We start from the raw sequence: 25,332 nt of genomic DNA, 5'->3' as shown, positions 1-25,332 counted from the left end.
GATAAAAATTAGAGAAGCGTTGCAAATAATTTTGGCCCTGCTTGGCTTCATTGCCATGCGGGGTTTTTTCTTAAATAAGAAGGTACCCCATCTTGCTTGTTCTATTTTGGACGAAAGTTAAAACTAGCCTAGAGCTCGTTACTCTGTAAAAACATAAATTAAATTCCTTATGATTGATAAAGTCGTCGCATACACTTATTAGGATTGTATAATTTTAAAGGAGGTTTGAAGTGAAAAAGGCCGCATATCAAAAGTTTTTCAAGGCTGGAATAGCTACAGCATTGATTGCCTCAGCAGTTGTAGTAGCTCCGCCAATTGAAGCAAATGCAAACAAGGATTCAGGGAAAGACCACAAGAAAAACAACGGGAAAGATCAAGGGAAAGGTAAAAAACCCTCACCAAAAGTGGACAAGACAAATCTACAAACTGCCATTAATAACGGGATCAAACTCAAAAAAGTAGATTACACTGTAGATAGTTGGAATAGACTTCAACAAGCTCTATCAGCAGCACAAAGAATATTAAAGGATTCAAAAGTAACTCAGGCTAATGTAATAAACGCATTAAATAGTTTGAAGGCAGCAATAGATAAGTTAGTCGTAAATAACCAGGCTACTGATGCGACTGTTACAACATATAAAGAATTTAAAGCAGCGATTAACAATCCAAAGGTTAAGAATATTTCTATCAAAAAGGATATTAAAATAGAAGAAACACTTAAGATAACTTCAGAAAAGCATATTAATGGAAATGGCTATACATTGAGTGGAGTAACTTCCTGGAGAGGTGACAATTCTCATGCACTGCAATTTATGAAAACGGTCGGCTCTTTAACGAATATTACTATTAAAGGTGCTGATACAGCAGTATATGTAGATGGATCTACTGTTACGTTAAGCGGTAAAATTGATGTCAGTGGAAACAAACTAGGTGGAATCATTATATCAGGAACTTCTGGAGCCAAGACGCAAACGCTAGTTAAAATTGTGAATGCAAATTTAGTGAATCGGGATGAAGCCAATCATAAACCGACCATTATAGAGGAACGAATTGAAAGTACCGATGCAACTAACAAGGTCGTTGGTTATGAAGGCATGTATGTTGATTATAATCAAAAATCAGCAAAACATTTACAAAGATTTTATTATTTAAATCATAAATTAAGAGCCCCGAATCCTATAAAGAGCCCAAATCCTATAAAAAGCTTCACCCTATCCCTTATGCATTCAAATGATACACATGCGAATTTAAATCAAATTGCGAAAAAAGTGACCGCTGTCAAGGAAGTGCGCGCGTCTAAACCAAAATCATTACTTGTAGATGCGGGAGATGTGTTCTCTGGAACTTTATATTTTAATGAATTTAAAGGATCAACAGACCTGAAGTTTATGAATTTAATGGGCTATGACATTATGACATTTGGTAACCATGAATTTGATTTAGGTTCGAGTGTGGAAGGACATCAAGCATTAGTAAATTTTATCAAAGGTGCAAAGTTCCCGTTTGTTAGTTCGAATATTGATTTTTCAAGGGATGCCAAATTTACTGGTTTATTCAGCGACTTGATATCAAGTAATCCAAAAAACGGAAAAATTTATAATGGGATTGTAAAAGAAATCGACGGGGAAAAGGTCGGATTCTTTGGCCTAACAACTGCAGAGACACGTGATATTTCAAGTCCAGGGTCTATTTTCTTTGAGAACTATATCGAAGAAGCAAAAAAGGCTGTCAGAGCATTTGAGGGAATGGGTGTCAATAAAATTGTTGCAATCTCTCATATTGGACACGATGACAACCCAGCCATTGACAACGATTTAATTTTAGCATCAAAGGTCGAAGGAATTGATGTGATTGTTGGAGGACATAGCCATACACAATTGGATAAGCCGCTTGTCGTTGATAGTGATGGAACACCAACGATTATTGTGCAAGCCTATCAATATAACGAATATCTAGGAACACTAGATGTTGAATTTGATAAAAGAGGCGTTGTTGTTCGTCACGATGGCAAATTAATTAAAATAGCTGATAAAGTGGAAGATTGGGAGGCTACGAAGCTACTTCAACCGTATAAATCAAAAATAGACCAAATTGCAGCTCAAGAAATAGGGGCAGTTGCTGTGAAGGCATTTGAAAATCCGCGAACAGAGGGCGAAAGTGTTCGACGAAATGAAACCCCGTTAGGCAACTTAATCACGGACGGTATGCTACAGAAAGCGAAAACGTATAATTCGAACGTCATCATGGCATTCCAAAATGGTGGAGGAATTAGAGCCGGAATCAATCAAGGACCGATTACTATTGGTGAAGTGATGACGGTGCTACCATTTGGAAACACATTAGCAACGATGAATTTAACAGGAGCAGAAATAAAACAAACATTTGAAATTAGTTTGAAAGACCTCCCATTAGAAAATGGCGGATTCTTACATGTATCGGGTGCAAAAGTAGAATATGATTCTTCTCGATCTGTTGGAAGACGGGTTGTTTCAATAAAATATAAAAATGCAGGAAACACTTACACGGAACTTCTAGATAATACAACATACACGATTGCAACAAACGCCTTTACAGCGAAGGGCGGGGATGGCTATACAGTATTAGCTAAAGCATATGGGGAAGGGCGAGTGAAGGACTTAGGATTATCTGATTGGGAAAACTTCCGTGATTATCTTGTTAGTCTGAGAACTGTCGATACCAAAGTAGAGGGACGTCTTGTAGATATAGCAAGAAGGTAACCTGGACTTATACAAAGGAATGGACCGTCTTATTCGCAATATGCGCGTGTGGAAGAAGAAATTGCACTTCGAATGATTGAGGGTTATGAATAATAAAATGTATGGAGTGATAAAGGAAGAAATATTTATCACTCCATGTTGATTTTTGAAAGGGGAATAACATTAAGCTAAGACACGTATGTACGCACAAAGACAACTAATCTATCGAAATGAAACCCGTCTTTTCTAGCAATTTTCAATAGTACATACCTTTATCGATATGCTGACCCGCCACCCCAAATAAAGCGACCACCTGTATGTGCGGTTTGGTCATGCATCGAAGATTCAACTAACTGAATTTGTCCAGGTTGCTCATAGTGATGCCAAGTGTAGCCGTCTGGTGTAATATTATGTTGGAGTAAATTGATATCCATCTCATTTAAGCCAATCTCTGTTGCTAAATGGGGATTTGTTTGGATGGCATCATAAAGTTGTAAATTAGCAATTTTATTATGCGCTTGATCAGTTAAATGATAGTCGGATTCATTGATTTCTGCAGTGAATGGACTTTCGAATACTGGGAAAACGTCTGAAACAATTTGTCCTTCATATTCAATTTCACTACGCTCAAAAGGAACGTCGGTAATCGGGTGAACATCGCCTTCATATTGTGCGTTAATCGCTTGAATGGACTCGGCCTGTACGACATCGGTGCCGTCAACTAAATCAACAACACTCACTGCAAGTACGGAAACAGCAGCTATCTGAGAGAGCTTCCATGCACCCGCTTTTGCCTTATCGTAATCTTTCGTTATAAGTCCAGATGCCGTATCATATGTACTCGTTGCACCTGTTTTCACAAAATGAATGACCGAATTGCCAAGTATTTTACCAGCATCAACTAAATCGTCGACACCATCAGTACGCGTATTTGTATCTTTCTGAATTTGTCCCTTCAGCGTTTTATATGAACCTTCCACTACTTGTCCAGCTAATGAAATACTAGCACCTGATGCATTGCCAATTCCAGTGGACGCTTGCTTTACCCATTCTGCAGATTTTTCAAATCCTGCATCCTCAATTTTGTTACTTACAAAATCCCCTGTACCAGAAATTGCTTTTTTAACAAAATTTCCAGAACCTTTTGCTATTCGTTTAATCATAAAATCCCGTCCTTTATTTTGTTTCTATAATGATTATATTATAAAAGTTTGTATATTACATAAAATGTAAGTTTAATGTATGTCGATTTTTTTGTGGTTCAATATAAGATTAGCTGTAACAAAAGAAACGTACCCAATTACGCTTTGTAGTGATACATTTAAAGGAAAAGAAAAATAAGGATGATGAGCATGAATTTATTTGTAGTAAGTGATATTCACGGGATGTATAAGCAATTTGAGCAAATGTTAACGCATTGGGACAAAGAAAGTACGCTTGTCATTTTGGGCGACCTTATCGACCGAGGACCACGATCTTTGGATGTGATACATAAAGTGATAGAGCTTAAACATACATATGGTGAGCAAGTTATTTTCTGCAAAGGCAATCATGAGGACATGCTATTGAACTATATTGAACAGCCTGAAAGTAATTATGAACGCTATTTTCGAAATGGCGGAAGAGAAACAATGGTCAACTTTTTTGAATCATTACCACAAGATATTAAGGATATTAGTGAGCTTGAGCAAGCTAATATCGTAAAGGCAAATTTCAAGGACGAACTGGCCTTTTTAGAGACTGCTAAATTACATGTGGTTATTGGGGATGTACTTTTTACACATGCTGGTTTTGATTCAGCTAATACAGATTTTACGATCACGACTAATCGTGATTTTATATGGATTCGTGAGCATTATTTAAAGGAAAATGGCACACCCTATGTTAATGTGTTTGGCCATACGCCATTAAAATATATTCACGAATCGAATGAGGTTTGGCAAAGCGCGGACGGAAAATATGTGGCAATAGATGGTGGTTGCTATTTTAGTGGCCAATTAAATGGCGTGTTCATGTCAGAACATGGCGAAGTGCTTGAAATTTATCATGTGAATGGGGATTCAAGTGCTAGTTATATTGACTAAAATAAAATTTCACTTTTAAGGGGTGCGAAAAAAATGGGTTTTTTTGATGGATTAATGGGAAATTCAAGTGAGCTAGATTTAGAAAGTGTTGAAAAAGAAAATAAGGAAATTCTAACAGAAAATGAGCGTGTTGAAAAAGCATATAAAGTCATTCGAGATACATTCATCTTTACAGATAAGCGATTAATTTTGATCGATAAGCAAGGCGTTACAGGCAAGAAAACAGAATACTTGTCGATTCCTTACAAAAGCATCATTAGCTTTTCAATAGAAACAGCAGGTACATTCGATTTAGATGCGGAATTAAAAATTTGGATGTCAGGGGTCGCGGTACCGCTTCAGAAGAAATTTAATAAGTCTACAAATATTTATGAATTACAACGCGTGTTGGCAAAGTATATCTTGAAGTAGATAAATTGAAAAAGGTACGTCAGAAAATAGTTTTCTGGCGTTTTTATGCTGGTTTTAGTTATTGTATAAATTCCTTATCAGCGCTATCATGTAATTCACATACAAATGGGAGTGAATATCATACCTATATATAACAAGCTTATTCGAGATCGAATTTTAGAAATCCTCGAATCAATACGACTTACATATAACGCATACACATTATTACCAGATCAATATTTAACAGAAATCAAAAAGAAACTTTATGAAGAAGTGAAAGAATTTGATGAGACAACAAATGAAATGGATGCGATTGAAGAGATGGCAGATGTTTTAGAGCTACTGCATGCGGCTTTGAAAGTATATGGTAAATCATTTGATGAATTGGAAGCGGTTCGTATAAAGAAAAAGGACGAACGAGGAGGCTTTGATAAAGGTCTATATTTAATCGACGTTCAGGACAAATAAATTATTTGTTGAAGAAAGAAACAAAGAGGTGAGCAATATGCGCAAAGTGTGGTTACTAAGTTTTCTCCTCCTCACAGGCTGTAGTCAATTAGTAAATGAACCAGCAGTAGAGGAAAAAACACCGCAGCAACAACTAGCACAGATGCAAGAGGAAATTTTAACCGAGCTTGAACAACAACAGCTCATTTTAGGAGAAACAAAGCAGCAGGATTTACAAAATTATAAGCAGCTGGATGACAATCATTTTACGCTTTCAGATGATTTTAGTGTAGCCATTCAAACGAAAGATCAATTGGTTGAACAATTAACGATTACACTGCCTGAACAAGTAGCGGCAGAAAATATCGAGACAACCTTTACTTTTGAAGAAAATGTAGAGGGACAATGGTTGGTCGAACAAAATATGGTGACGGCATTACAACTAACGAGAACAGCACCTACATTCAAACAACAAATTTATAGCTTGCCACTAGCTGAAAAAGTAGGGCAAATGCTCATGATAGGGATGGACGGGACAACAGTTTCCAAAGAGTTAAAGCAGGCGCTACAACAGCATATTGGTCATGTCATCTTATTTAAGAAAAATATTACGTCGACTGAACAGTTGCGTGCACTTATAACTGGAATTGATGCAGTAGAAACAGATTTTCCAGTATGGGTGGGAATTGATGAAGAAGGCGGAAGCGTGTCGCGTTTACCAAATGAGCTTGTTAAATTACCGTCTGCACACGTGTTGGCTTCCAAGTACTCAGCCATTCAGGTTGAGGCCATCTCCAAACAATTAGGTGTAGCACTAGCAAGTAACGGAATCGATATCGATTTTGCGCCCGTTATGGATGTGAATAGTAATCCACAAAATCCAGTCATCGGCAAACGCGCATTTAGTGTAGATGCAGATGTTGTTAGTAATTACGCAGGACATTTTGCGAATGGTTTACAGCAAGCAGGTGTGCAAGCTGTTGCGAAGCATTTCCCAGGGCATGGGGATACAACTGTCGATTCACATATTGGATTACCTATTATTAATAAATCAATCGAACAATTACAACAGCTAGAATTACGCCCATTTCAACAAGCTGTAGACCAAGGCATTGATAGTATTATGGTTGGTCATTTGTTAGTGCCTGCACTAGATGCGAATGAACCCGCATCACTTTCATCGAAGATTGTGACCGATTTACTACGAGAACAGTGGCATTATGATGGCATTATTATAACGGATGATTTAACGATGGGTGCACTGAATCTCCCATTACCTCAGGCAATTTTACAGGCGGTTCAAGCAGGGAATGATATCGCACTGGCAAATGGTACGCTAGCGGATGTGTTGGCGGGTCAACAACTTGTCGTGCAGGCAGTAGAGAAAGGCACAATTCCATTAGAGCAAATTAATGAAAGTGCATACCGTATTTTAGAACGTAAAAAAGAGCAACCACTACAAAATTTTTCAGTCCAGCAATGGAATCAAGAAATGCAGAAGCTTTTAAATAAATAGTACAGTAGGGTCTGTCCGGAAAGTCATTTCGGGACAGACTTTTTATTTTTTACGATAATAAGGGAACGATTTCATGATAATTGAATAAACTAGTAGTAATTTTGCTTTTATAGTTAGGGGAATAAAATGATTAAAAAATGGGTTTTGAGGCTGATTGTTATCAGTATTTGCGTGTTAGCAGGTTGTCAGGAAAAATCTTCGAACTCATCAGGCTTGGATAATAAGGTTTCTGAAGTCGATGAAACAATTGAACCTGTTATCAACCAAAATGTACCAGAAGTTGATGAGACAAAGAATGATGCCCAACTAAATCACCCTGTCGTAGTTAAGATAACGGATCCACGAACATTAGAAATAGTCCATACGATAACACCGCAAGAATTAGGTTATGATGCAAATTATGACTTGTATAAATCTAAAATTAAGGAGCTAGCGAAACAACTGGCAAGGGGAACAGATGCATCAAAAGGCTATGACCAAACAATGGTACTCGATAAGATTGAAGACAATGGTCAAATCCTTAAGGGGAATCCAGGCATGATATTAAAAGAAAGTGAACTAGTTGAAAAAATACTTGTGGCTTCAAAAAATGGAGATGATGTTCAGTTGCCTCTATATGCAATGGAAAGTAATTATAAAGTAGAGGACATTCCTTCTTTAGATGATGTAATCGTTGCTTCATTCACGACCTATTTCAATACTTCTGAAATAGGAAGGAGCAAAAATGTAGAGCTCTCAGCAATCACTTTAAACAACATTTTGGTCGGGGATGGTGACTATTTTTCATTTAACACAATGGTTGGTGAAAGAACTGAGGCAAAGGGGTATCAACCTGCACTAGAAATCATCAATAAGCAATTTGTGATGGGAATTGGGGGAGGCATTTGTCAAACGTCTTCTACCTTATTTAATGCAGTGGATCAAACGGGAATAAGAATTACAGAAAGACATCATCATTCTTTAAATGTGGGCTATGTACCCACTGGAAGGGATGCCACGGTTTCTTATGGTACATTAGATTTTAAATTTCAAAATACGAGTGGGGCTCCTTTTTTGATCAAAACTTTTTATCGTCAGGGTGAGTTAACTATTGAAATTCGGACCGCTGAGCAATATAAGGATATTTTTACAAAGTTTTAGGATATTGTTTGTACATGAATTCTTAATAAATAATCGCCCAAGTCCTTATTTGTTAAGTGCTTGGGCGTTTTTTCATATTGTGAATTTTACAGTTGTATACGAAATACCTAAGGCAATTAAACTTTGAAAGATTCTATCGTTACTTCCAACTCATAAATTCTTCGTCCCATCTTACCTCATTTCATAGGAACAGCCTATTATTTTTAGAAAATAGAAATAAATCAAAAAATACGGTTGTTTTATTTAACTAAGTATAATAATATAACCTATATAATATTAAACCTAGTTGAATAATTGGAATTGAGGTGAAGTTGTTGTCAACAGCGATAATTGAAATTGAACAAGTCTCTAAAACGTATGATGAACAAGGTACGACAGTGTTGCAAGATATTTCATTCAACATTAAAAAAGGGGAAGTCATAGCAATTTTAGGGGAAAGTGGCTGTGGAAAGAGCACATTGCTTAATTGTATCGGCGGTTTTGAATCGATTAACCAAGGGCGAATTCTGTTTGATGGAGTGTCCATTACTAAACCGAGTAAACGATGTATTATGTTAATGCAAAATTATGGGTTACTCCCTTGGCGTTCCGTTCTTAAAAACGTAGAACTAGGATTAGAAAATACAAATTTATCGAAGGATGAAATAAGGTCTAGGGCAGACCGTTATTTACAAATGGTTGGATTAGAAAATCGGAAAAATGCATTGCCAAGTGAATTATCTGGTGGCATGCAGCAACGCGTTGCTATCGCAAGGGCTTTAGCCATTCAACCAGAAGTAATTTTGATGGATGAACCGTTTGGCGCACTAGATACATTTACTCGTTATTATTTACAAGATGAATTGATGCAAATTCAACAGCGTGAGAAGATGACAATTATTTTAGTTACACACGATATCGATGAAGCGATTTACTTAGCGGATCGAATTTTAATTATGAAGCCAAATCCAGGTGAGATTCATAAAGAAATTGTGTTGAAACTGGAAAAGCCAAGAAATCGCTCGCATGCTTACTTCCAACATTATCGTGGAATGATATTTAATGAATTCCAGTTTACAAATGAAAATGCACCAATTGAATTTAACATTTAAGGAGGAGAGTATATGAAAAAAGTTTTTCTAATCATGGCCATTTTATTAGTAGCGGTGTTAGCTGCATGTGGAAATAATGAAGATGCGAAAATATCAGCAGGAGGTGAAAAACCAACAGTCAAAATTGGTTATTTACCGATTACACATGCGGTACCTTTGTATATGCAAAATAATGAGCAATATAAAGATTATAAATTAGAACTTGTAAAATTTGGTTCTTGGCCAGAGTTAATGGACGCATTGAATACCGGAGCAATCGATGGTGCATCTGTCCTCATTCAATTAGCAATGAATGCCAAAGAAAAAGGGATTGATTTGAAGGCAGTGGCACTTGGACACCGTGACGGAAACGTATTAATCGGTGGCAATGATATTGGATCCGTTGAAGATTTAGTAGGAAAGTCATTTGCGATTCCGAGTCGTTTTTCCACACACAATATTTTGTTATATGAAATGTTACAAAAGCACGGTATTGAATATGATGAAGTCGATGTAATTGAATTACCACCAGCAGAGATGCCAGCTGCTTTAGCGGAAGGTAGAATTGCTGGATATGTTGTGGCTGAGCCATTTGGTGCGATGTCAGTAGCACTTGAAAATGGGAAAGTGCTCTACCAATCAGAAGAAATTTGGAAAGATTCAATTGACTGCGGCTTAGTATTACGAGGTCAATTTATTAACGACAATAAAGAGTTAGTTCAAACATTTGTAAATGATTACATTGCCAGTGGTGAATTAGCGGAACAAAAAGATGAGCATACGCATGAAGTAGTAGGTCAATATTTAACTGTAGAAAAAAATGTATTAGATATTTCACTTGATTGGATTTCATATGACAATTTAAATATCGAAGAAGATAGCTTTGCCATTTTACGTGATGCTTTAATCGAGATGGGGTTATCAGAAAATCCACCTGCATACGAAGATTTTGTAGATGCAAGTTTTGTGAATTATTAGTAGATGGAGGAGTAATATGGTCATTTTGAAGAAACTTTCACCGATTGCGATTGGTTTCATTTTACTCATTGTTATATGGCAATTTGCGATTGTTATTGGTGGATATCAAGCGGCACTTTTCCCTCCACCTTTAAAAGTAGGAGAAACATTAGTAGCTATTATTTCAGACGGTTCGTTATTTACACATATTCAAATTAGTTTATTCAGATTCCTTTCAGGCTATTTAGTAGCGGTTATCGTTGCCGTTTTACTAGGTTTGATTGTTGGAAGATTGCCAATTATGTGGAAGGTGCTTGATCCAGTTGTTCAAGTATTACGACCTGTTTCACCTATTGCGTGGTCACCGTTTATTGTCTTATGGTTTGGAATCGGAAATATGCCAGCGATTGTTATTATTTTTATAGCTGCATTCTTTCCCGTATTATTATCGACCGTCACAGCTGTTAAAAAGGTGGATAAAACATACTTACGTATTGCCTCAAACTTTGAAATGAGTCCGTTCGAGACATTGCGAAAAATCATTTTACCCGCATCGTTTCCGATGATTGCAAACGGATTACATATGGCATTAGGTGCAGCATGGATATTTCTAGTAGCAGGAGAAATGGTTGGTACTCAATCAGGACTCGGATTTTTAATTGTCGATGCACGAAATTCATTAAGTCTAGACTTAGTAATGGCTTGTATCGTGGTAATTGGGGTAATTGGCTTAGTTTTAGATAAAGGCATTCATTATTTTGAAAGGTATGTGAATCGAATTTGGGGCGGTTCAAAATAAAACTGCCTAAAAAGAATGTTCCTTTCAGACAGTTTTTACAGGGCGGATACGAAAATCATCAACGCGTTCGCCAGTTTTAGTGGAATAGTAACCCACTTCTACACGATGTTCATTGGCATCAACAATTTCTTTGTAACAAGGTTCAAGATGTTCGGCACCCCAAATAATCATCGAATTAAACACATGCTCTAACGAAGTCCCTTTTTCAGTTAATGTATAACGATAGCGTGGTGGATGAGAGACATATAGTTCACTAAGGACGATATCAGCTTCTTCTAATTCTTTTAAGCGATTAGAGAGGACATTAGCAGACAGTCCAGGAAGCTTCAGTTTAATATCGTTGAAATTGGTTTCACCTATTAGTAACTCGTGGATGATAAGAAGTGTCCATCGATCACCGAGTATATTTAATGTTTGTGCGATGTTGCAAGGTAAGTCGTATCGTGTTTTCATGTTTTCGCCTCCTTGAATTAGTATAAGCATTAATTTTATACATTGCGAGTTAATTTTTTTAACCTATTAATTCAGTCATTCATAGTGCAATGTAGCGGCATTTCATCGCCTATTTGAATAGATAAATCCATAGAATAGTAAATTTTAGGAGGAATATAAAATGAATTTATTTTTAGTAGAATCAACAATTAATGAGGTTTCAACAAAACAGGAGTTTACAAGTTTAGTAGAGAAAGTTCATACAACGGAAGGTGTGGACGTGATTGAAGTGCAAGTGGCAAAAGATTTCTCTCGTAGCTATTTCATACTTGAATCTTCAGAGCAAAATGTTGCAATATCAGCTCTACAATCACAAGGTATATCGATTGATTTAGTAAAGGAAGTTCGTTTGATTGGGAAAGAATTAGACGAAGTAAAAGCTGGTGGCGAGCAAGTGAATTATTTAGTTGAATGGGAAATTCCAGCTGAAATTACAATGGAAAAATATTTGGAGCGCAAAAAGAAAAATTCTGTGAAATATGAAGAAGTACCTGATGTGAAATTCTCTCGCACATATGTATGTGAAGATATGACAAAATGTTTATGCTTCTATGATGCTCCAGATGAAGCGGCAGTAAAACGAGCACGTGAAGCAGTTCAAACACCAATTACGTCTTTAACGGAATTAGCAGAATAAACTATTGAAAGGGCGTGGGGATAATGGCATTGAATAAGGATCTTTTATTACAAATCATCGAAGAAAAACTGAAGCCTGTTGTGAAGAAAGTGGATGAACAGGCACATTATGCGGAAGATTATATTTTGGCATTAGGTAAGGCTGGTTTCTTTAATTCAGCAACGAAGGACTTGCCGATTTTGTTACTAGATGAAGCGACAGTCGTTCGTGAAACGGCAAAGGTTTGTATGACAACGGCGTTTTGTATTTGGTGCCATTTAGCCGCATTAACTTATTTACGCAATAGTGGAAATAACTATTTAAAACAAGTCATTTTGCCGAAATTAGAAAATGGTGGATTGTTAGGTGCGACTGGTTTATCAAACGCGATGAAATTCTACTCAGGTTTGGAAAAACTGCATTTAACAGCTGAAAAAACAGAAGACGGCTATATAATTAACGGTGTATTACCGGCCGTATCAAACCTAGGAAAACGTCATTACTTTGGTGCAATTGCAACGATTGACGAGCGAGAAGTGATGGTACTCGTTTCGACAAATACACTGGGCCTTGAGTTGAATGAGAAAATTGGATTTATCGGTGTGAACGGTAGTGCTACGTATACATGCAAATTTGATAATGTAGTTATTCCGAACAACTTTATCATTGCAGAAGATGCAAAAGCCTTTTGTGACGTAATTCGACCGACATTCATTTATTATCAAGTGCCACTTGGTGCAGGTGTTATTGCAGCAGCCGCTGAAGGTATCGAAAAAGTAAAAGCAAAGCAAAATGGCTGCAATAGTTATTTAAAAGTACAGGCGACAGAGCTTCGCAATCAATATGAAAGAATTGAGACGGAGTTAAAAAATTTAGCAAGTAATTTAACATTAAAAGATGTCGTAAATACCCGTTTACAAGCTGTACAGGATACGTTATCAGCCGTGCAGGCTAATATGATTCATAATGGTGCGGCTGGTTATGTGGCAGGAAGTGTGCCGTCTCGAAAATTACGTGAAGCATACTTTTTTGCAAATTTAACACCAACTGTACGTCACTTAGAAAAAATTAAAATGAACTTTGCTTATGTGGATAAAGAGGGGGTAGTCTAAAATTAAAACCTGGCAAAAACTAAATCGTTGAATTTATAAAAAAGTGATGAATTGTAAGTTGTTACAATTTATCATTTTTATTTTGCTATTTACTAATTTTATTGATCCACAAAAAGAGCTAATCGAATGCCACTTCAATTAGCTCAATTTATTAATCTTCTTTTCGATACTCCAAAATATCACCTGGCTGACAATCTAGTGCCTCGCAAATGGCTTCTAACGTCGAAATTCGAATCGCTTTTGCTTTGCCATTTTTTAAAATCGACATATTGGCCATCGTAATGCCGACTCGTTCTGACAGCTCGGTGACACTCATTTTTCTTTTCGCTAACATAACATCAATATTTATTATAATGGTCATTTCATTCACCTCATATCGTTAAATCATTTTCAGATTTAATAGCTAATGCATTCGTTAATAATTTTTGTAATACGGCCGCAAATACCGCAATTACTATCGATGCAAAAATGATAATGAGCGAAAATAAAACGATTCCTGGTGCATCATCTACATCTGCAATGCGAAATAAAAATGGTAAATCTACTATGAAAAATACACTAATAACAATTGCACAAAGTTTAATTTTTTTTAAAGCCTGAACGGATAACACTGAAAAAGCATTATTACGATCAATATAGCCTAATAATTTTATCGTTTGAAAAAGAGCAATAAAGTATGGAATTGCTGCGACATAAAGTACGATTACCATGGGGACAAATAATATAAATTCTTTCGTCTTTGGAACGGCAATTAAGTCGTACGTTAAAAAAGCCAAAATACCAGCAATCGGTAAGCCAATAATGATAACAGCCAGTTTTAAAATTAATGTTTCACGTTTCATAAAAACACCTCGCATTTGTTTATATAATCGATAATAAATCAATATTTATCGTTTTACAATAAAAAAATATCGATAATTAGATATTCTTTGTTGAGTTATGAGAAATGTGAGACTTACTAGTAATTCATTTTATTTCGTGAGAAAATTGTTGTAGCGAGAAAGGAGAGTGGAGCATGGATATACACCTATCACATAAAAAAATAAAGGATCTGTGCGGGGCCATCTCTTTTAAAAAAGGGCAAACATTTTATCAAACAGGGAAAGTTAAATTTCAAAAAGATACTGAAACGCATTGTGAAGCTACCGTAAAAAGTACAGAAGACTTTCATGTACGTGTGGAAAATGATGCGTTTGGTATGTTCAATACATCTTGTAGCTGTCCTACTTTGGGTGACTTCAGTAAAAGCTGTCAGCATATCGCGGCAGTATTAATCGCCATTTATGAACAAAACAAACACAAGTCAACTTTAAAGGAAAAGCAAAATATTGATTTATCTACACATGATATACAAAATAGCTTTCTGTCGATTTTTGAAGATACGAAAATTAGAACAAGTAGGCATCAGCGCCATTTTGAAGAGCGACAAGTGCTACAAGTTGAATTTATGATAACGCCAATTGAATTTACAAAAGAGGAAACGTTATTTGGACTACAATTAAAAGTTAATGGTGTCGCAATTGAGGCGATACGAGACTTTTTAATGAGCGTGAAGCAAGGTGAAAGCTATAAGTTGCAACGTAACATTAGCTATAATCCGCAACAACATTGTTTTTCAATTGAACATGATGCCCTATTGCAGGAATTGGTGAAAGTAGCACGTGATGAGGCATTTTACTTAGAAACAGCGTTGGAAAACGATTTTCAATTACCAGACGAGGCACTATTTATTCCACCATCTGCATGGGCTGGAATTGCACCGTTGTTTATGAAAATAGAAAATATTTCATTATTTTACAATAATGATTTATATAGTGTAATAAAGTTTTTTCAAGATCCTCCACCACTTCGGTTTTATGTAGAAGAGAGTGAGCAGGAGTATGTCATGCATGTAAAAGGCTTTGAACAATCGATTTTATTTCAAGGTTATCAAGCGGTACTCTTAGATGGCAAACTCTATGAACTCAGTCAACAAAGTACGAAGCAATTTGCTGAATTAAAACAAATACTTGAGCAAATTCAGGATTCGCAACTTTCTATACCGTATGGACAACTGGAGTATTTTTTAGAAACTGTTGTACCGAAGTTGAAGAAAATTGGACATGTGGAACTGTCTCATGCACTAAGAAAGCAGCGTATGAAAACGCCGCTTGTCGCGAAACTCTACTTGGATCGATTGAGAAACCGATTGTTGGCTGGCGTTGAATTTCATTACGATCAATTTGTTATCCAACCGCTTGAAGAATATGATGTTTCAAATGAAGTATTAATTATCCGTGATGTTGAAAAAGAGGCAGCTATTCTATCGATTATGGATGAATGTGGCTTTACGAAAACGGATGGCGGCTACTATATGCAAAACGAAGAGTTGGAATATCAGTTTTTATATCATGTCTTACCTAATCTCAAAGAACTTGCACAAATTTATGCCACTTCTTCCGTGAAACTTCGTATCGTAAAGGAAAATAATTTTCCGAAAATCCGTGTGAAGGTGCAAAAGGAACGTACAAATTGGCTTGAGTTTAAATTTGAGATGGATGGCGTTACAAATAAGCAAATAAAGGAAATTCTAGCCGCCTTAGAAGTGAAGCAAAAATATTATCGGTTACCTGATGGGGCACTTTTATCACTGGAAACACGTGAAATGGAAGAAATTCAGCGCTTCTTACGTGCAATCCCAGCACAGGATGATAATTATGAGACGACGTTTAATTTACCGATAATGGACAGTTTGCCTTTTTTAGAGAACTTTGAACATAGTGATATATTTACACCTGAGGAATCATTTAAGCAGTTTAGTCAGCAACTCACACAACCGCAAAACTTAACTTTTGACGTACCAGAAACCTTACAAAACGTGCTGCGCGATTATCAAAAGCATGGTTATTATTGGTTCAAACAGTTAGCCAATTTTGGGTTTGGTGGCGTACTTGCAGATGATATGGGACTTGGGAAAACGATTCAAAGTATTGCTTTTATTGTGTCTGAGCTTGATGTGATTCGAGCACAGAAACAGCCTGTACTTGTCGTTTGTCCGTCATCCCTTGCATACAATTGGCTTTATGAATTAATGCAATTTGCACCAGAAATTGAAGCACTAGTAATCGACGGAGATGTGTCGGAAAGAAGGGCGTTACTTAGCGAGTTGAAACAGCATGATGTGATTATTACGACGTATCCGTTACTTCGTCGCGATTTGTCTTTTTACGAGGATCAATTATTTCATACCGTATTTTTTGACGAGGCACAAGCATTTAAAAATCCAGCTACCCAAACTGCACGCGCTGTCAAAAAAATACGAGCAAATAATCGTTTCGGATTAACAGGAACGCCGATTGAAAATTCATTGTCTGAATTATGGTCAATTTATCGCGTTATTTTCCCGCAACTTTTCCGTGAGTTAGAAGAATTTAGCCATATGCAACGTAAAGACATTGCACGAAGAGTGCGACCGTTTATGTTACGCCGAATGAAGGAACAAGTATTAATGGAATTGCCTGGGAAAGAGGAGACGCTTGAATCCTCTGACTTATTCCCTGAGCAAAAAGCATTGTACGCAGCTTATTTAGCGAAGCTCCGTTTTGATGCACTTAAGCATTTGGACAAAGAAACATTCCATAAAAATCGTATCCGCATATTGGCAGGCATTACAAGGTTGCGTCAAATTTGTTGTCACCCAGCACTATTTGTCGAAGGCTATAATGGGCGCTCTGCAAAATTTGAACAGTTGATAAAAATACTAGAAGAGTCCAAAGTTTCTGGCAGAAGAGTACTAATTTTTTCTCAGTTTACGCAAATGTTAAAACTCATTGCAACGGAACTTTCAAAGCGTGGCGAATCGTATTTTTATCTCGACGGGCAAACGCCATCAAAAGAGCGCGTTTTATTATGTAATCGGTTCAATGAAGGCGAGCGAGATTTGTTTTTGATTTCGTTAAAAGCAGGTGGAACGGGTCTTAACCTAACGGGTGCAGATACCGTGATATTATATGATTTATGGTGGAATCCAGCGGTGGAAGAGCAAGCAGCAGACCGCGCACATCGTATGGGACAAAAGCAGGTCGTTCAAGTGATTAAGCTAATCGCAAAAGGGACAATCGAAGAAAAAATGAATAGGCTACAAGAGAAAAAGAAAGCACTCATTTCAGATATTTTACAAGCCGATGAAAAATTAACGGCTACGCTTTCAGAACAAGATGTCCGTGAAATTTTAATGATTTAAAAAAAGGGTATGAGGATGTTTTTTCCTCATACCCTTTACGCATTCATCACTCTGGTGTACGGATAACTAATACGTCACATTTTGCATGGCGTACGATTGCTTCTGTATTGGAACCGATGAAAATTTGTTCCACTGCATTTAAACCTGTGGCACCACAAACGATTAAATCAGCTTTAACAATTTCAGAAAGTTTTTTTGATAAAACTGTTTTTGGAACACCTTTTGTCATAATTGTTTTCACATTTTCTACGCCTGCATCATTCGCTTGCAATTTACAGCTTTCTAATAATATTTCACCATGCTTGCGAATTAATTCAACCATATTGTCGTACAGCATATCAACCGAAGTTGCCATACTTGTATCGATCACGTGAATAATATGTAAAGTTGAGCCAACATTGCGTTTTGCAACATCGATTGATTTACGGAAAGCCAGTTCAGCTTCTTTAGAGCCATCAACTGCTATTACAATATTTTGATAATGATTAGCCATTGGAAATTCCTCCTTTAAGATAAAAATATTATACCAAATAAAACTAAATTGGAAAAATAAAGGGTATGATATGGCTAATAAAAAGAAAAAAGCCAGTCAAATGATGAACTGGCTTTACAATAATTAAGCTGATAAACCGAATAAGATAGAAAATGGAACTGCTAATAAACATGTAAGGCCAACAAAAGTATCGAATTCTTTATTCTTTCTAAGGCTGAAGTAAAGAATTGCAGCGCCAATAATTACGCCAAAAGCGGTAAAACCATTAAAAGTAATAGCAAAAACTGATAAAAAACGTAATAAAGTATAACTAATAAAAATAGCTAAAAGTGCCTGAATCACAGCTTTTATTTCGCCTTCATTATGATGTACCATAGGATGATCCTCCTTATTAGTTTTGAATTTGAGGTAACTGGTTAAAAATAATAACATATATTTTTTCAGTTCACAAAAAAATTTTTTTGGTCTATAATCAATACTTGTTTTAGCTACTGAATCTAGGGGTGGAAAATTTGGAAGAATATACACTAGTTGAACATCTTACAGAATTAAGAAAACGTATTATTATAACGGCGATTGTCTTTATCGTTACATTAGCGATTGGCTTTTATTACTCACCAACAATTTTGAATGAACTAAAGTCACATGATGTCGCACAAGGTGTCGATTGGAATTTATTTAATTATACGGACGGCATCATGATTTACTTACAATGTGCACTCATTATCGGAATTGCGCTGACGTTACCTGTTGCGATGTTCCAATCGTGGAGATTTATGCAACCTGCACTAAGTGATAATGAGAAAAAGGGCACATTTATTTTTATACCTGCTGCATTTACTTTGTTCATCGTTGGTGTTGCTTTTGCGTATTTCGTATTGTTCCCGTTCATGATGGACTTTATGAAAAAAATTAATGATTCCATTGGTGCAACAGAAACCTACGGGATGAAACAATACTTTTCGTTCATGTTTGGGATAATCATTCCTATTGCGATTATTTTTGAATTACCCGTTATCATTGGTTTTTTAACAAAAATCGGGATTATAAATTCTAAATTATTGAAAAAGTCTCGGAAATTAGCCTATATCGTATTAGTCGTGATAGGTGTATCGATTACACCACCAGATTTTCTTTCGGATTTCTTAATTATTGCTCCAATGATTTTATTGTTTGAAATTAGTATTATTATTGCGAAATACATCGAACGAAAAGAATTAAAAAAACTAATGAGTTTAACGGAACAAGGTAGCTAAAATAGCTGCCTTGTTATTTTTTGCCAATTATATGTGAAATTTTAAGTTAATTGATAAAATTATGACGTTTATCCAACAGAAACTAAGGGGTTTGTTGGGTAATCCTACAGATGAGTAGACTTTTAATGGTTGTGAAGCGTTTGTTAAAAGTTTACGGTGAAAAGGGAATCATTTCATTTAGGCCGTTTACCTATAAATTTACAGTTATTGAATGGGAGGATAAAAAATGGACGAAAACAAAGAAACAATGTTAGAAAAAAAATCTTCTAGACGATCATTCTTAAAGAATTCAGGTCTAGCAGTAGGTGGTTTAGTTCTTGGGGGATCACTTGGCTCATTATTTACAAAAAAGGGTGATACACCTGCAGCGGTTGTAACTCCTTCAACAGGCGGTGGCCATGTTGATTACACGGAAGCATTACAGTTTTTCCGTCGTAAATCAGATTTCAATGCGATTTCTGCTGCAATGGATGTAATTTACCCAGAAGATTCACTTGGTCCTGGTGCAGTTTCTCTAGGTGCTCCATACTTTTTAGACAAACAACTTGCAGGGCCATGGGGTACAAATTCAGATGATTATCGTAAAGCGCCGTTCCAACCTGGTGAAATCCCATTGAACAACGGACAAATTTTCATCGAAGGTGCTCGTAAACTGAACGAGGTTGCCAAAAAGGAACATGACGTAGAAGGTTTCAGTAGCTTAGACGAAGAACAAAAAATCGCGATTTTAACAAAATTCGAAGCTGGAGAAGTCGAATTGATTTTAGTTCCAGCACCAGCATTCTTTGCTCTATTACGATCAGCAACTTTACAAGGTTGCTTCAGCGATCCACTTTACGGTGGTAATAAAAATATGGCTGGCTGGGAAATGAAAGAATTCCCGGGTGCTCAAATGTCATATATCCAATATGCAGAAACTGAAGAATTCGTTAAAATTGCGCCGATTTCAGTAGGCGGACATTCACATTAATGTTGTAGGAGGAAAACCATGGTTACAGTATTACCGAAAGTAGACGTCGTGACAACAGGTATGGGTTGGACAGGCGGTATCGTTGCTGCTGAATTAACAAAAGCAGGCTATCACGTAGTTGGATTAGAGCGCGGTGAAGAACGTTCTGTAGAAGACTATTTAATGGGTCATGACGAATTAAAATATAATATTCGAAAAGAATTAATGCAAAAATTAACGAAAGATACACTTACATTCCGTAACACAACTGATGACGTTGCACGTCCTGTTCGTGATGAAGGTGCCCTTGTACTAGGTACAGGTACTGGCGGTGGTGGTGCACACTGGGGAGCACAAACATATCGTTATTTCCCATATGATTTTGAGATTCGTAGTAAAACAATTGAAAAATATGGTGAAAGTAAAATTCCGGATAATATGTTAATTCAAGACTGGGGTCTTACGTATGATGAAATCGAACCATATTACACAAAGTTCGAGCAAACTGCAGGTGTATCAGGTGAAGAAGATCCTTTAGCGGGTCCACGTTCAGCACCATATCCTACACCACCACTAAAAATGGCACCAGCAATGAATATGTTTCATGATGCAGCTGATAAATTAGGCTACCATCCATACCGTGTTCCAACAGGTAACGTGTCTGAAGAATATACAAATCCAGACGGTGAAAAATTAAATGCTTGTCAATATTGCTCATTCTGTGGGAACTATGGCTGTGAGTATGGAGCAAAATCTGATCCAATCGTAACCGTTATTCCAACGGCTAAAAAGACAGGTAAATTAGATTTACGTCCACATTCATTAGTAACTCGTATTTTAACAGATGGTAAAAAAGTAACAGGTGTACGTTATCGTGATGTTATTACAGGTGAAGAATTTGATCAGCCAGCTGATGTTGTTGCATTAACAAGTTACACGTTCAACAATGTTCGTTTATTACTTTTATCTAAAATTGGTGAACCATATGATCCAGCTACTGGCAAAGGTATCATCGGTCGTAACTATGTAGATCATCATACAATTTTAGGGGCTACTGGATATTTCGAAGAAAAGAAATTTAATAACTTTATCGGTACAGGTGCATGGGGCTCAGCATTTAATGATTTCAATGCAGATAACTTTGACCATAAAGATGTGGATTTCATTCATGGCGGACAAATTGAGATGCACTTAATGGGTAACGAACCAATTGCTAATAACCCTGTATTACCAGGTACGCCTTCATGGGGTAAAGAATTTAAAGAAAAATCGTTACATTACTTTAACCGTACGTTAACGGTTGTATCACAGCGTGCATTCTTACCTTATAAAGAGAACTATTTAAGCTTAGATCCGACATATAAAGATGATTTAGGTGATCCATTAATTCGCGTAACATTTGATTATCATGATATGGACTTCAAACGTCAAGAATTTTTATCTAAAAAATGTGTAGAAATGTTAGAAGCAATGGGCGCAGATACAGTCGTAGCTCACCCAATGGCAGAACATTTCGGCGGTCGTTTTACTTACCAACATGACTCTGGTGGTGCTATTATGGGTTCTAACCCAAGCGAATCTGCTGTAAATAACTATTTACAGATGTGGGATTATGAAAGCTTATTCGTTTGCGGAGCTTCGGCATTCCCACACTTTGGACCAACAAACCCAACACCTACAATGGCTGCATTAACATACCGTGCTACAGAAGGTATGATTCAGTTCTTAAAAAATGGTGGCGGCGCATTAGTTCAACCCAAATAATAGCTAATAAATAGAAGGGAGTCCTTATTATGCCAAGTATTGGTGTACCAGGCTTAATCATTATTTTAGTAATCGCTTTAATTTTATTCGGTCCTGCCAAATTACCTCAATTAGGTAAAGCAGTCGGCGAAACTTTACGCGAATTTAAATCTTCTACGAAAGAACTAATGGAAGATGATGATACGAAGAAAAATGACAAAGAAGAAAAAGACGCTAAATAAGAGTTTCTTCTATAATATAGTAAAAAGGTAAGGAAACCGTATAGGTTTTTCCTTACCTTTTTAATTGAATCGAAAAGATTTAGATGGTGTTTGAAAGACCTCCAACATTTGAGCTGAAAATTGATCTGGATTTTCTTTACATCCTTCTGAAACCCACTCAAGAATAACTCCATAAGAACCATACATTTTATATGTATTATAATGATTGAGTGTAATCGCATTATTCGATTCATCTAAATATCGAATTTCTAAAAACATCTCTTTGAACTGTTCTAAAAAACGTTCTTTTAAATTTGGGATTGAGTTTGAAGTAGTAAGTAATTCATAAAAATGGCGATTTTCATAAATATGTAGGAAAAAGGTGTTTTGTGTACTGTTTTCGATTTGCCTATATTGAACGGTTGTTTTCACCGTAAAAGGTTTATAAAACGATTTGCTGAGTAAATTCATCATCTCATCTAAAAGTTGCGTGGCTAAATCTTCTTTATCTAAATAATAGGCATAAAATGTACTACGATTATAATCGGCGTTTTCGACAATATCTGTAACTGTTACAGCACTGTATCCTTTTTCTTTAACTAATGCAATAAAGTGCCTTTTCAAAGCGTTTTTGGTGCGTCGTACTCTTCGTTCTTCCACAATTTATTCCCCCCACCATAAATTGTAACAATTAAATGGTTAGAAAGAAATAAGTCTAAAATATTAAATTAACAGAATGTTGATGAAATTTTAGGTGATTTATACTATGTTCTTGTTAGGGGGATTAATAGGTTTTATTAAGGTAATAATTTTAAAGTCCTTTGAATTCGATAGGCGAAAACCCCAGCAAAAATGGCAAGTATAATATCTTTTGGCATCGGTGGAATCATCCATAGCCATGCAAGTTGGTACGTAAACCCTGTTGGTGCAGATACCCATAATTTAAATGCGACATAAAGCCAGGTCGTACCTAAAAAGTAATTAATGGCCGTTGCGATTAGAGCAGCAACAACGTATGACTTTTTTGTTTTATACTTTTCAACGATTTTCCCTGCCACGTAAGCGCTCAGTATAAAAGACATAATAAATCCGAAATTCGGCGACAATAATGAAGAAAAACCGCCAGTGAATTTTGAAAACACAGGAGCACCAGCAAGACCAATACATAAATAAACCGTACAAGCAATAGCCCCTTTTTTTCCGCCAAGCACTAAACCAGACAAAATTGCAAAAAATGTTTGAAAGGTAATTGGTACGCCACCAACCATTAAAAATGGGGCAAATGCTGTAATATTGGCACCGATCATAATAAGTGTCGCAAAGATTGCGCTGTGAATAAGATCCACAGTTTTAAATTTTTGAAAGTTTGTTATGGATTGCATCGATATCCTCCTTTGAGTTAACTATTTATTTTTTAAGGTTAACGTAAATATAGGTTTGAAATGTTTTTTTGTCAATTTATTTTTTGTTTAGGTTAACTCAAATCAAAAAGTCCCTTCTTTGGTTAACATATAAGAATACGTCTATAATAGGGATATCTAAAATGAAACGAGGCGAAAAATTTGACGGAGCAAAGAGACGATTTTGGTTTTCGTTTTGATAATAGTTATTTAACTTTACCAAGTGATTTTTACAAAGAAGTTGCACTCAATCATGTCAGCGCACCGGGGATTGTCATATTGAATCTCGCATTAGCTGAAAACTTAAATTTAAATGCAGATGAGCTTTCGAAACATGGAGTAGCCATTTTAGCAGGAGATGAAATGCCAAATGGAGCAGCACAAATTGCACAAGCATATGCAGGTCATCAATTTGGTCACTTTAATATGCTAGGTGATGGTCGTGCACTATTGATTGGGGAGCATATAACAGATTCTGGTGAACGAGTGGATTTGCAATTAAAAGGGTCGGGACTTACACCATTTTCACGCGGTGGAGATGGACGTGCTGCATTAGGACCGATGTTGCGAGAATTTATAATGAGTGAAGCCATGTTTGCACTCGGTATTCCGACAACTCGTAGCTTAGCCATTGCCTCTACAGGTGATCCAATTTACCGTGAAAAAGTATTAGAAGGCGCGGTATTAACTCGTGTGGCAGCAAGTCATTTACGTGTTGGGACATTCCAATATGCGGCAAGTTTTTGTGAAAAAGATGAATTGAAGGCGCTCGCAGATTATGCGATTGAACGTCATTATCCAGAGTTGAAAACTAGTGAAAACCGTTATGTTGCATTACTTGAGGCAGTTCTCGAAAAACAAGCCGCATTAATTGCGAAATGGCAAAGCGTAGGCTTTATTCATGGGGTAATGAATACTGATAATGTGACAATTAGTGGAGAAACAATCGATTATGGTCCATGTGCATTTATGGATACATTTGATCCTGCAACAGTGTTTAGTTCGATTGATAAAGAGGGAAGGTATGCATACGGTAATCAACCAGCGATTACGGCATGGAATATGACACGATTTGCAGAGAGCTTGTTACCGATTTTTCATGAGGAAGAAGACGAAGCAATTTCATTGGCACAACAAGCAATCGAAAAGTTCCCTTCATTATATGAAGCGTATTATTTTAGTGAAATGCGTGAAAAGCTCGGACTCCTTTCAACAGATGAAGATGTTGAAGAATTAATTTTAAACTTCCTTCAATTAATGGAACGCTATAAAGTAGATTACACGAATACATTTCGTGCCTTATCTGATAATGAAAGACCAAACAATTCTCTTTTTGAATCGAAAGAATTTAAAGAGTGGGAAAAAAAGTGGTTTGCCAGAATTGAAAAGCAAGGAACGAGCCTTGAAGAAGTATATGAAGTAATGCAGGCGGTGAATCCTATTGTGATTCCTAGAAACCACCGAGTGGAAGAAGCCATTGAAGCATTTGTAGAAGGCGATCCATCATACTATTTAGAGTTGCTTCAAGTGTTGACGAACCCATTTAATGTAGAGACTCAATTTAATAAGTACAAACAGCCACCAAATGATGAAACACCCCCATTTGTGAGTTATTGTGGAACATAAAGATGAAGCATGGTACAACGTAAAGTTAAAAAGGTTGAGGTAATAGGGGATATTAAAAAAAGCCCGTGTAGTACGTTACATA

At 36.5% G+C, this 25,332-nt stretch carries 25 protein-coding genes; 17 read left to right on the top strand and 8 right to left on the bottom strand.

The features are described 5' to 3' along the window. Positions 1 to 230: 230 nt before the first annotated feature. Positions 231 to 2,738, top strand: coding sequence for a 5'-nucleotidase C-terminal domain-containing protein (locus tag DCE79_RS18540; protein WP_159083103.1), 2,508 nt, complete (start codon positions 231 to 233; stop codon positions 2,736 to 2,738). Between the two features lie 251 nt (positions 2,739 to 2,989). Here DCE79_RS18540 and DCE79_RS12835 read toward each other — a convergent pair whose 3' ends face one another. Next, positions 2,990 to 3,880, bottom strand: a complete 891-nt coding sequence (locus DCE79_RS12835; protein WP_108713434.1) for an HNH endonuclease — start codon at positions 3,878 to 3,880, stop codon at positions 2,990 to 2,992. Between the two features lie 189 nt (positions 3,881 to 4,069). Here DCE79_RS12835 and DCE79_RS12830 point away from each other — a divergent pair, with 189 nt between their 5' ends. The 8 genes from DCE79_RS12830 to DCE79_RS12795 all read left to right on the top strand — a co-directional run bounded on the left by DCE79_RS12830 (position 4,070) and on the right by DCE79_RS12795 (position 11,120). After that, entirely contained in the window at positions 4,070 to 4,801 is a 732-nt protein-coding gene (locus DCE79_RS12830) for a metallophosphoesterase family protein (protein ID WP_108713433.1), read from the top strand. A gap of 33 nt (positions 4,802 to 4,834) precedes the next feature. Continuing rightward, positions 4,835 to 5,212, top strand: coding sequence for a PH domain-containing protein (locus tag DCE79_RS12825; protein WP_108713432.1), 378 nt, complete (start codon positions 4,835 to 4,837; stop codon positions 5,210 to 5,212). A gap of 111 nt (positions 5,213 to 5,323) precedes the next feature. After that, the gene (locus tag DCE79_RS12820; RefSeq protein ID WP_369916775.1) at positions 5,324 to 5,659 is read left to right on the top strand and encodes a phosphoribosyl-ATP pyrophosphohydrolase; all 336 of its coding nucleotides are present in this window, start codon (positions 5,324 to 5,326) and stop codon (positions 5,657 to 5,659) included. Between the two features lie 37 nt (positions 5,660 to 5,696). Beyond that, positions 5,697 to 7,154 (top strand): beta-N-acetylhexosaminidase, encoded by a 1,458-nt coding sequence (gene nagZ / locus DCE79_RS12815; RefSeq protein WP_108713431.1) that lies wholly within the window; start codon positions 5,697 to 5,699, stop codon positions 7,152 to 7,154. Between the two features lie 126 nt (positions 7,155 to 7,280). Then, a complete protein-coding gene (locus DCE79_RS12810) occupies positions 7,281 to 8,294 on the top strand; it encodes a VanW family protein (protein ID WP_108713430.1) in 1,014 nt (337 codons plus the stop codon). A gap of 314 nt (positions 8,295 to 8,608) precedes the next feature. Beyond that, on the top strand, positions 8,609 to 9,385 hold the full coding sequence (locus DCE79_RS12805; protein WP_108713429.1) for an ABC transporter ATP-binding protein: 777 nt from the start codon (positions 8,609 to 8,611) through the stop codon (positions 9,383 to 9,385). 12 nt (positions 9,386 to 9,397) lie between these two features. Next, positions 9,398 to 10,342, top strand: coding sequence for an ABC transporter substrate-binding protein (locus DCE79_RS12800; RefSeq protein WP_108713428.1), 945 nt, complete (start codon positions 9,398 to 9,400; stop codon positions 10,340 to 10,342). A gap of 16 nt (positions 10,343 to 10,358) precedes the next feature. Then, entirely contained in the window at positions 10,359 to 11,120 is a 762-nt protein-coding gene (locus DCE79_RS12795) for an ABC transporter permease (RefSeq protein ID WP_108713427.1), read from the top strand. Between the two features lie 24 nt (positions 11,121 to 11,144). Here DCE79_RS12795 and DCE79_RS12790 read toward each other — a convergent pair whose 3' ends face one another. Further along, entirely contained in the window at positions 11,145 to 11,573 is a 429-nt protein-coding gene (locus DCE79_RS12790) for a winged helix-turn-helix transcriptional regulator (protein WP_108713426.1), read from the bottom strand. 160 nt (positions 11,574 to 11,733) lie between these two features. Here DCE79_RS12790 and DCE79_RS12785 point away from each other — a divergent pair, with 160 nt between their 5' ends. Next, positions 11,734 to 12,249: a DUF4242 domain-containing protein gene (locus DCE79_RS12785; RefSeq protein WP_108713425.1), complete on the top strand. Its 516-nt coding sequence runs from the start codon at positions 11,734 to 11,736 to the stop codon at positions 12,247 to 12,249. A 23-nt stretch (positions 12,250 to 12,272) separates the two neighbouring features. Beyond that, positions 12,273 to 13,340 (top strand): acyl-CoA dehydrogenase family protein, encoded by a 1,068-nt coding sequence (locus DCE79_RS12780; RefSeq protein ID WP_108713424.1) that lies wholly within the window; start codon positions 12,273 to 12,275, stop codon positions 13,338 to 13,340. A gap of 151 nt (positions 13,341 to 13,491) precedes the next feature. Here DCE79_RS12780 and DCE79_RS12775 read toward each other — a convergent pair whose 3' ends face one another. Both DCE79_RS12775 and DCE79_RS12770 read right to left on the bottom strand, forming a co-directional pair. Then, the gene (locus DCE79_RS12775) at positions 13,492 to 13,701 is read right to left on the bottom strand and encodes a helix-turn-helix domain-containing protein (RefSeq protein ID WP_108713423.1); all 210 of its coding nucleotides are present in this window, start codon (positions 13,699 to 13,701) and stop codon (positions 13,492 to 13,494) included. A gap of 10 nt (positions 13,702 to 13,711) precedes the next feature. Then, a complete protein-coding gene (locus tag DCE79_RS12770; protein ID WP_108713422.1) occupies positions 13,712 to 14,182 on the bottom strand; it encodes a DUF2975 domain-containing protein in 471 nt (156 codons plus the stop codon). Between the two features lie 173 nt (positions 14,183 to 14,355). Between DCE79_RS12770 and DCE79_RS12765 the strand changes: the two genes are divergently transcribed. Next, positions 14,356 to 17,562: a DEAD/DEAH box helicase gene (locus DCE79_RS12765; protein ID WP_108713421.1), complete on the top strand. Its 3,207-nt coding sequence runs from the start codon at positions 14,356 to 14,358 to the stop codon at positions 17,560 to 17,562. 46 nt (positions 17,563 to 17,608) lie between these two features. On the opposite strand, the gene DCE79_RS12760 is transcribed toward DCE79_RS12765, so the two are convergent. Together DCE79_RS12760 and DCE79_RS12755 are read right to left on the bottom strand one after the other, a co-directional pair. Continuing rightward, positions 17,609 to 18,055: a universal stress protein gene (locus DCE79_RS12760; protein ID WP_108713420.1), complete on the bottom strand. Its 447-nt coding sequence runs from the start codon at positions 18,053 to 18,055 to the stop codon at positions 17,609 to 17,611. A 123-nt stretch (positions 18,056 to 18,178) separates the two neighbouring features. Then, on the bottom strand, positions 18,179 to 18,430 hold the full coding sequence (locus DCE79_RS12755; RefSeq protein WP_108713419.1) for a hypothetical protein: 252 nt from the start codon (positions 18,428 to 18,430) through the stop codon (positions 18,179 to 18,181). A 128-nt stretch (positions 18,431 to 18,558) separates the two neighbouring features. On the opposite strand from DCE79_RS12755, the gene tatC reads away from it, so the two are divergent. From tatC to tatA, 4 genes are all read left to right on the top strand, one after another. Beyond that, on the top strand, positions 18,559 to 19,311 hold the full coding sequence (tatC, locus tag DCE79_RS12750; protein ID WP_108713418.1) for a twin-arginine translocase subunit TatC: 753 nt from the start codon (positions 18,559 to 18,561) through the stop codon (positions 19,309 to 19,311). A 226-nt stretch (positions 19,312 to 19,537) separates the two neighbouring features. Further along, on the top strand, positions 19,538 to 20,281 hold the full coding sequence (locus DCE79_RS12745) for a gluconate 2-dehydrogenase subunit 3 family protein (RefSeq protein WP_108713417.1): 744 nt from the start codon (positions 19,538 to 19,540) through the stop codon (positions 20,279 to 20,281). A gap of 18 nt (positions 20,282 to 20,299) precedes the next feature. Further along, positions 20,300 to 22,024: a GMC family oxidoreductase gene (locus DCE79_RS12740; protein WP_108713416.1), complete on the top strand. Its 1,725-nt coding sequence runs from the start codon at positions 20,300 to 20,302 to the stop codon at positions 22,022 to 22,024. A 29-nt stretch (positions 22,025 to 22,053) separates the two neighbouring features. After that, positions 22,054 to 22,245 (top strand): twin-arginine translocase TatA/TatE family subunit, encoded by a 192-nt coding sequence (tatA, locus tag DCE79_RS12735; RefSeq protein ID WP_108713415.1) that lies wholly within the window; start codon positions 22,054 to 22,056, stop codon positions 22,243 to 22,245. Positions 22,246 to 22,305: 60 nt separating this feature from the next. Here the strand turns inward: tatA and DCE79_RS12730 are convergent, their stop codons facing one another. Beyond that, complete coding sequence (locus tag DCE79_RS12730; protein WP_108713414.1) at positions 22,306 to 22,884, bottom strand: TetR/AcrR family transcriptional regulator; 579 nt, start codon at positions 22,882 to 22,884, stop codon at positions 22,306 to 22,308. Positions 22,885 to 23,021: 137 nt separating this feature from the next. Beyond that, positions 23,022 to 23,606: a biotin transporter BioY gene (locus DCE79_RS12725; RefSeq protein ID WP_108713413.1), complete on the bottom strand. Its 585-nt coding sequence runs from the start codon at positions 23,604 to 23,606 to the stop codon at positions 23,022 to 23,024. A 180-nt stretch (positions 23,607 to 23,786) separates the two neighbouring features. Between DCE79_RS12725 and DCE79_RS12720 the strand changes: the two genes are divergently transcribed. Further along, positions 23,787 to 25,250, top strand: coding sequence for a protein adenylyltransferase SelO (locus tag DCE79_RS12720; protein WP_108713412.1), 1,464 nt, complete (start codon positions 23,787 to 23,789; stop codon positions 25,248 to 25,250). Positions 25,251 to 25,332 lie beyond the last annotated feature (82 nt).

Origin of the sequence: Lysinibacillus sp. 2017 (assembly GCF_003073375.1) — a bacterium.
GTDB lineage: Bacteria > Bacillota > Bacilli > Bacillales_A > Planococcaceae > Solibacillus.
The sequence above is the reverse complement of the archived record's forward strand: the minus strand, read 5'-3'. Positions and strand labels throughout refer to the sequence as shown.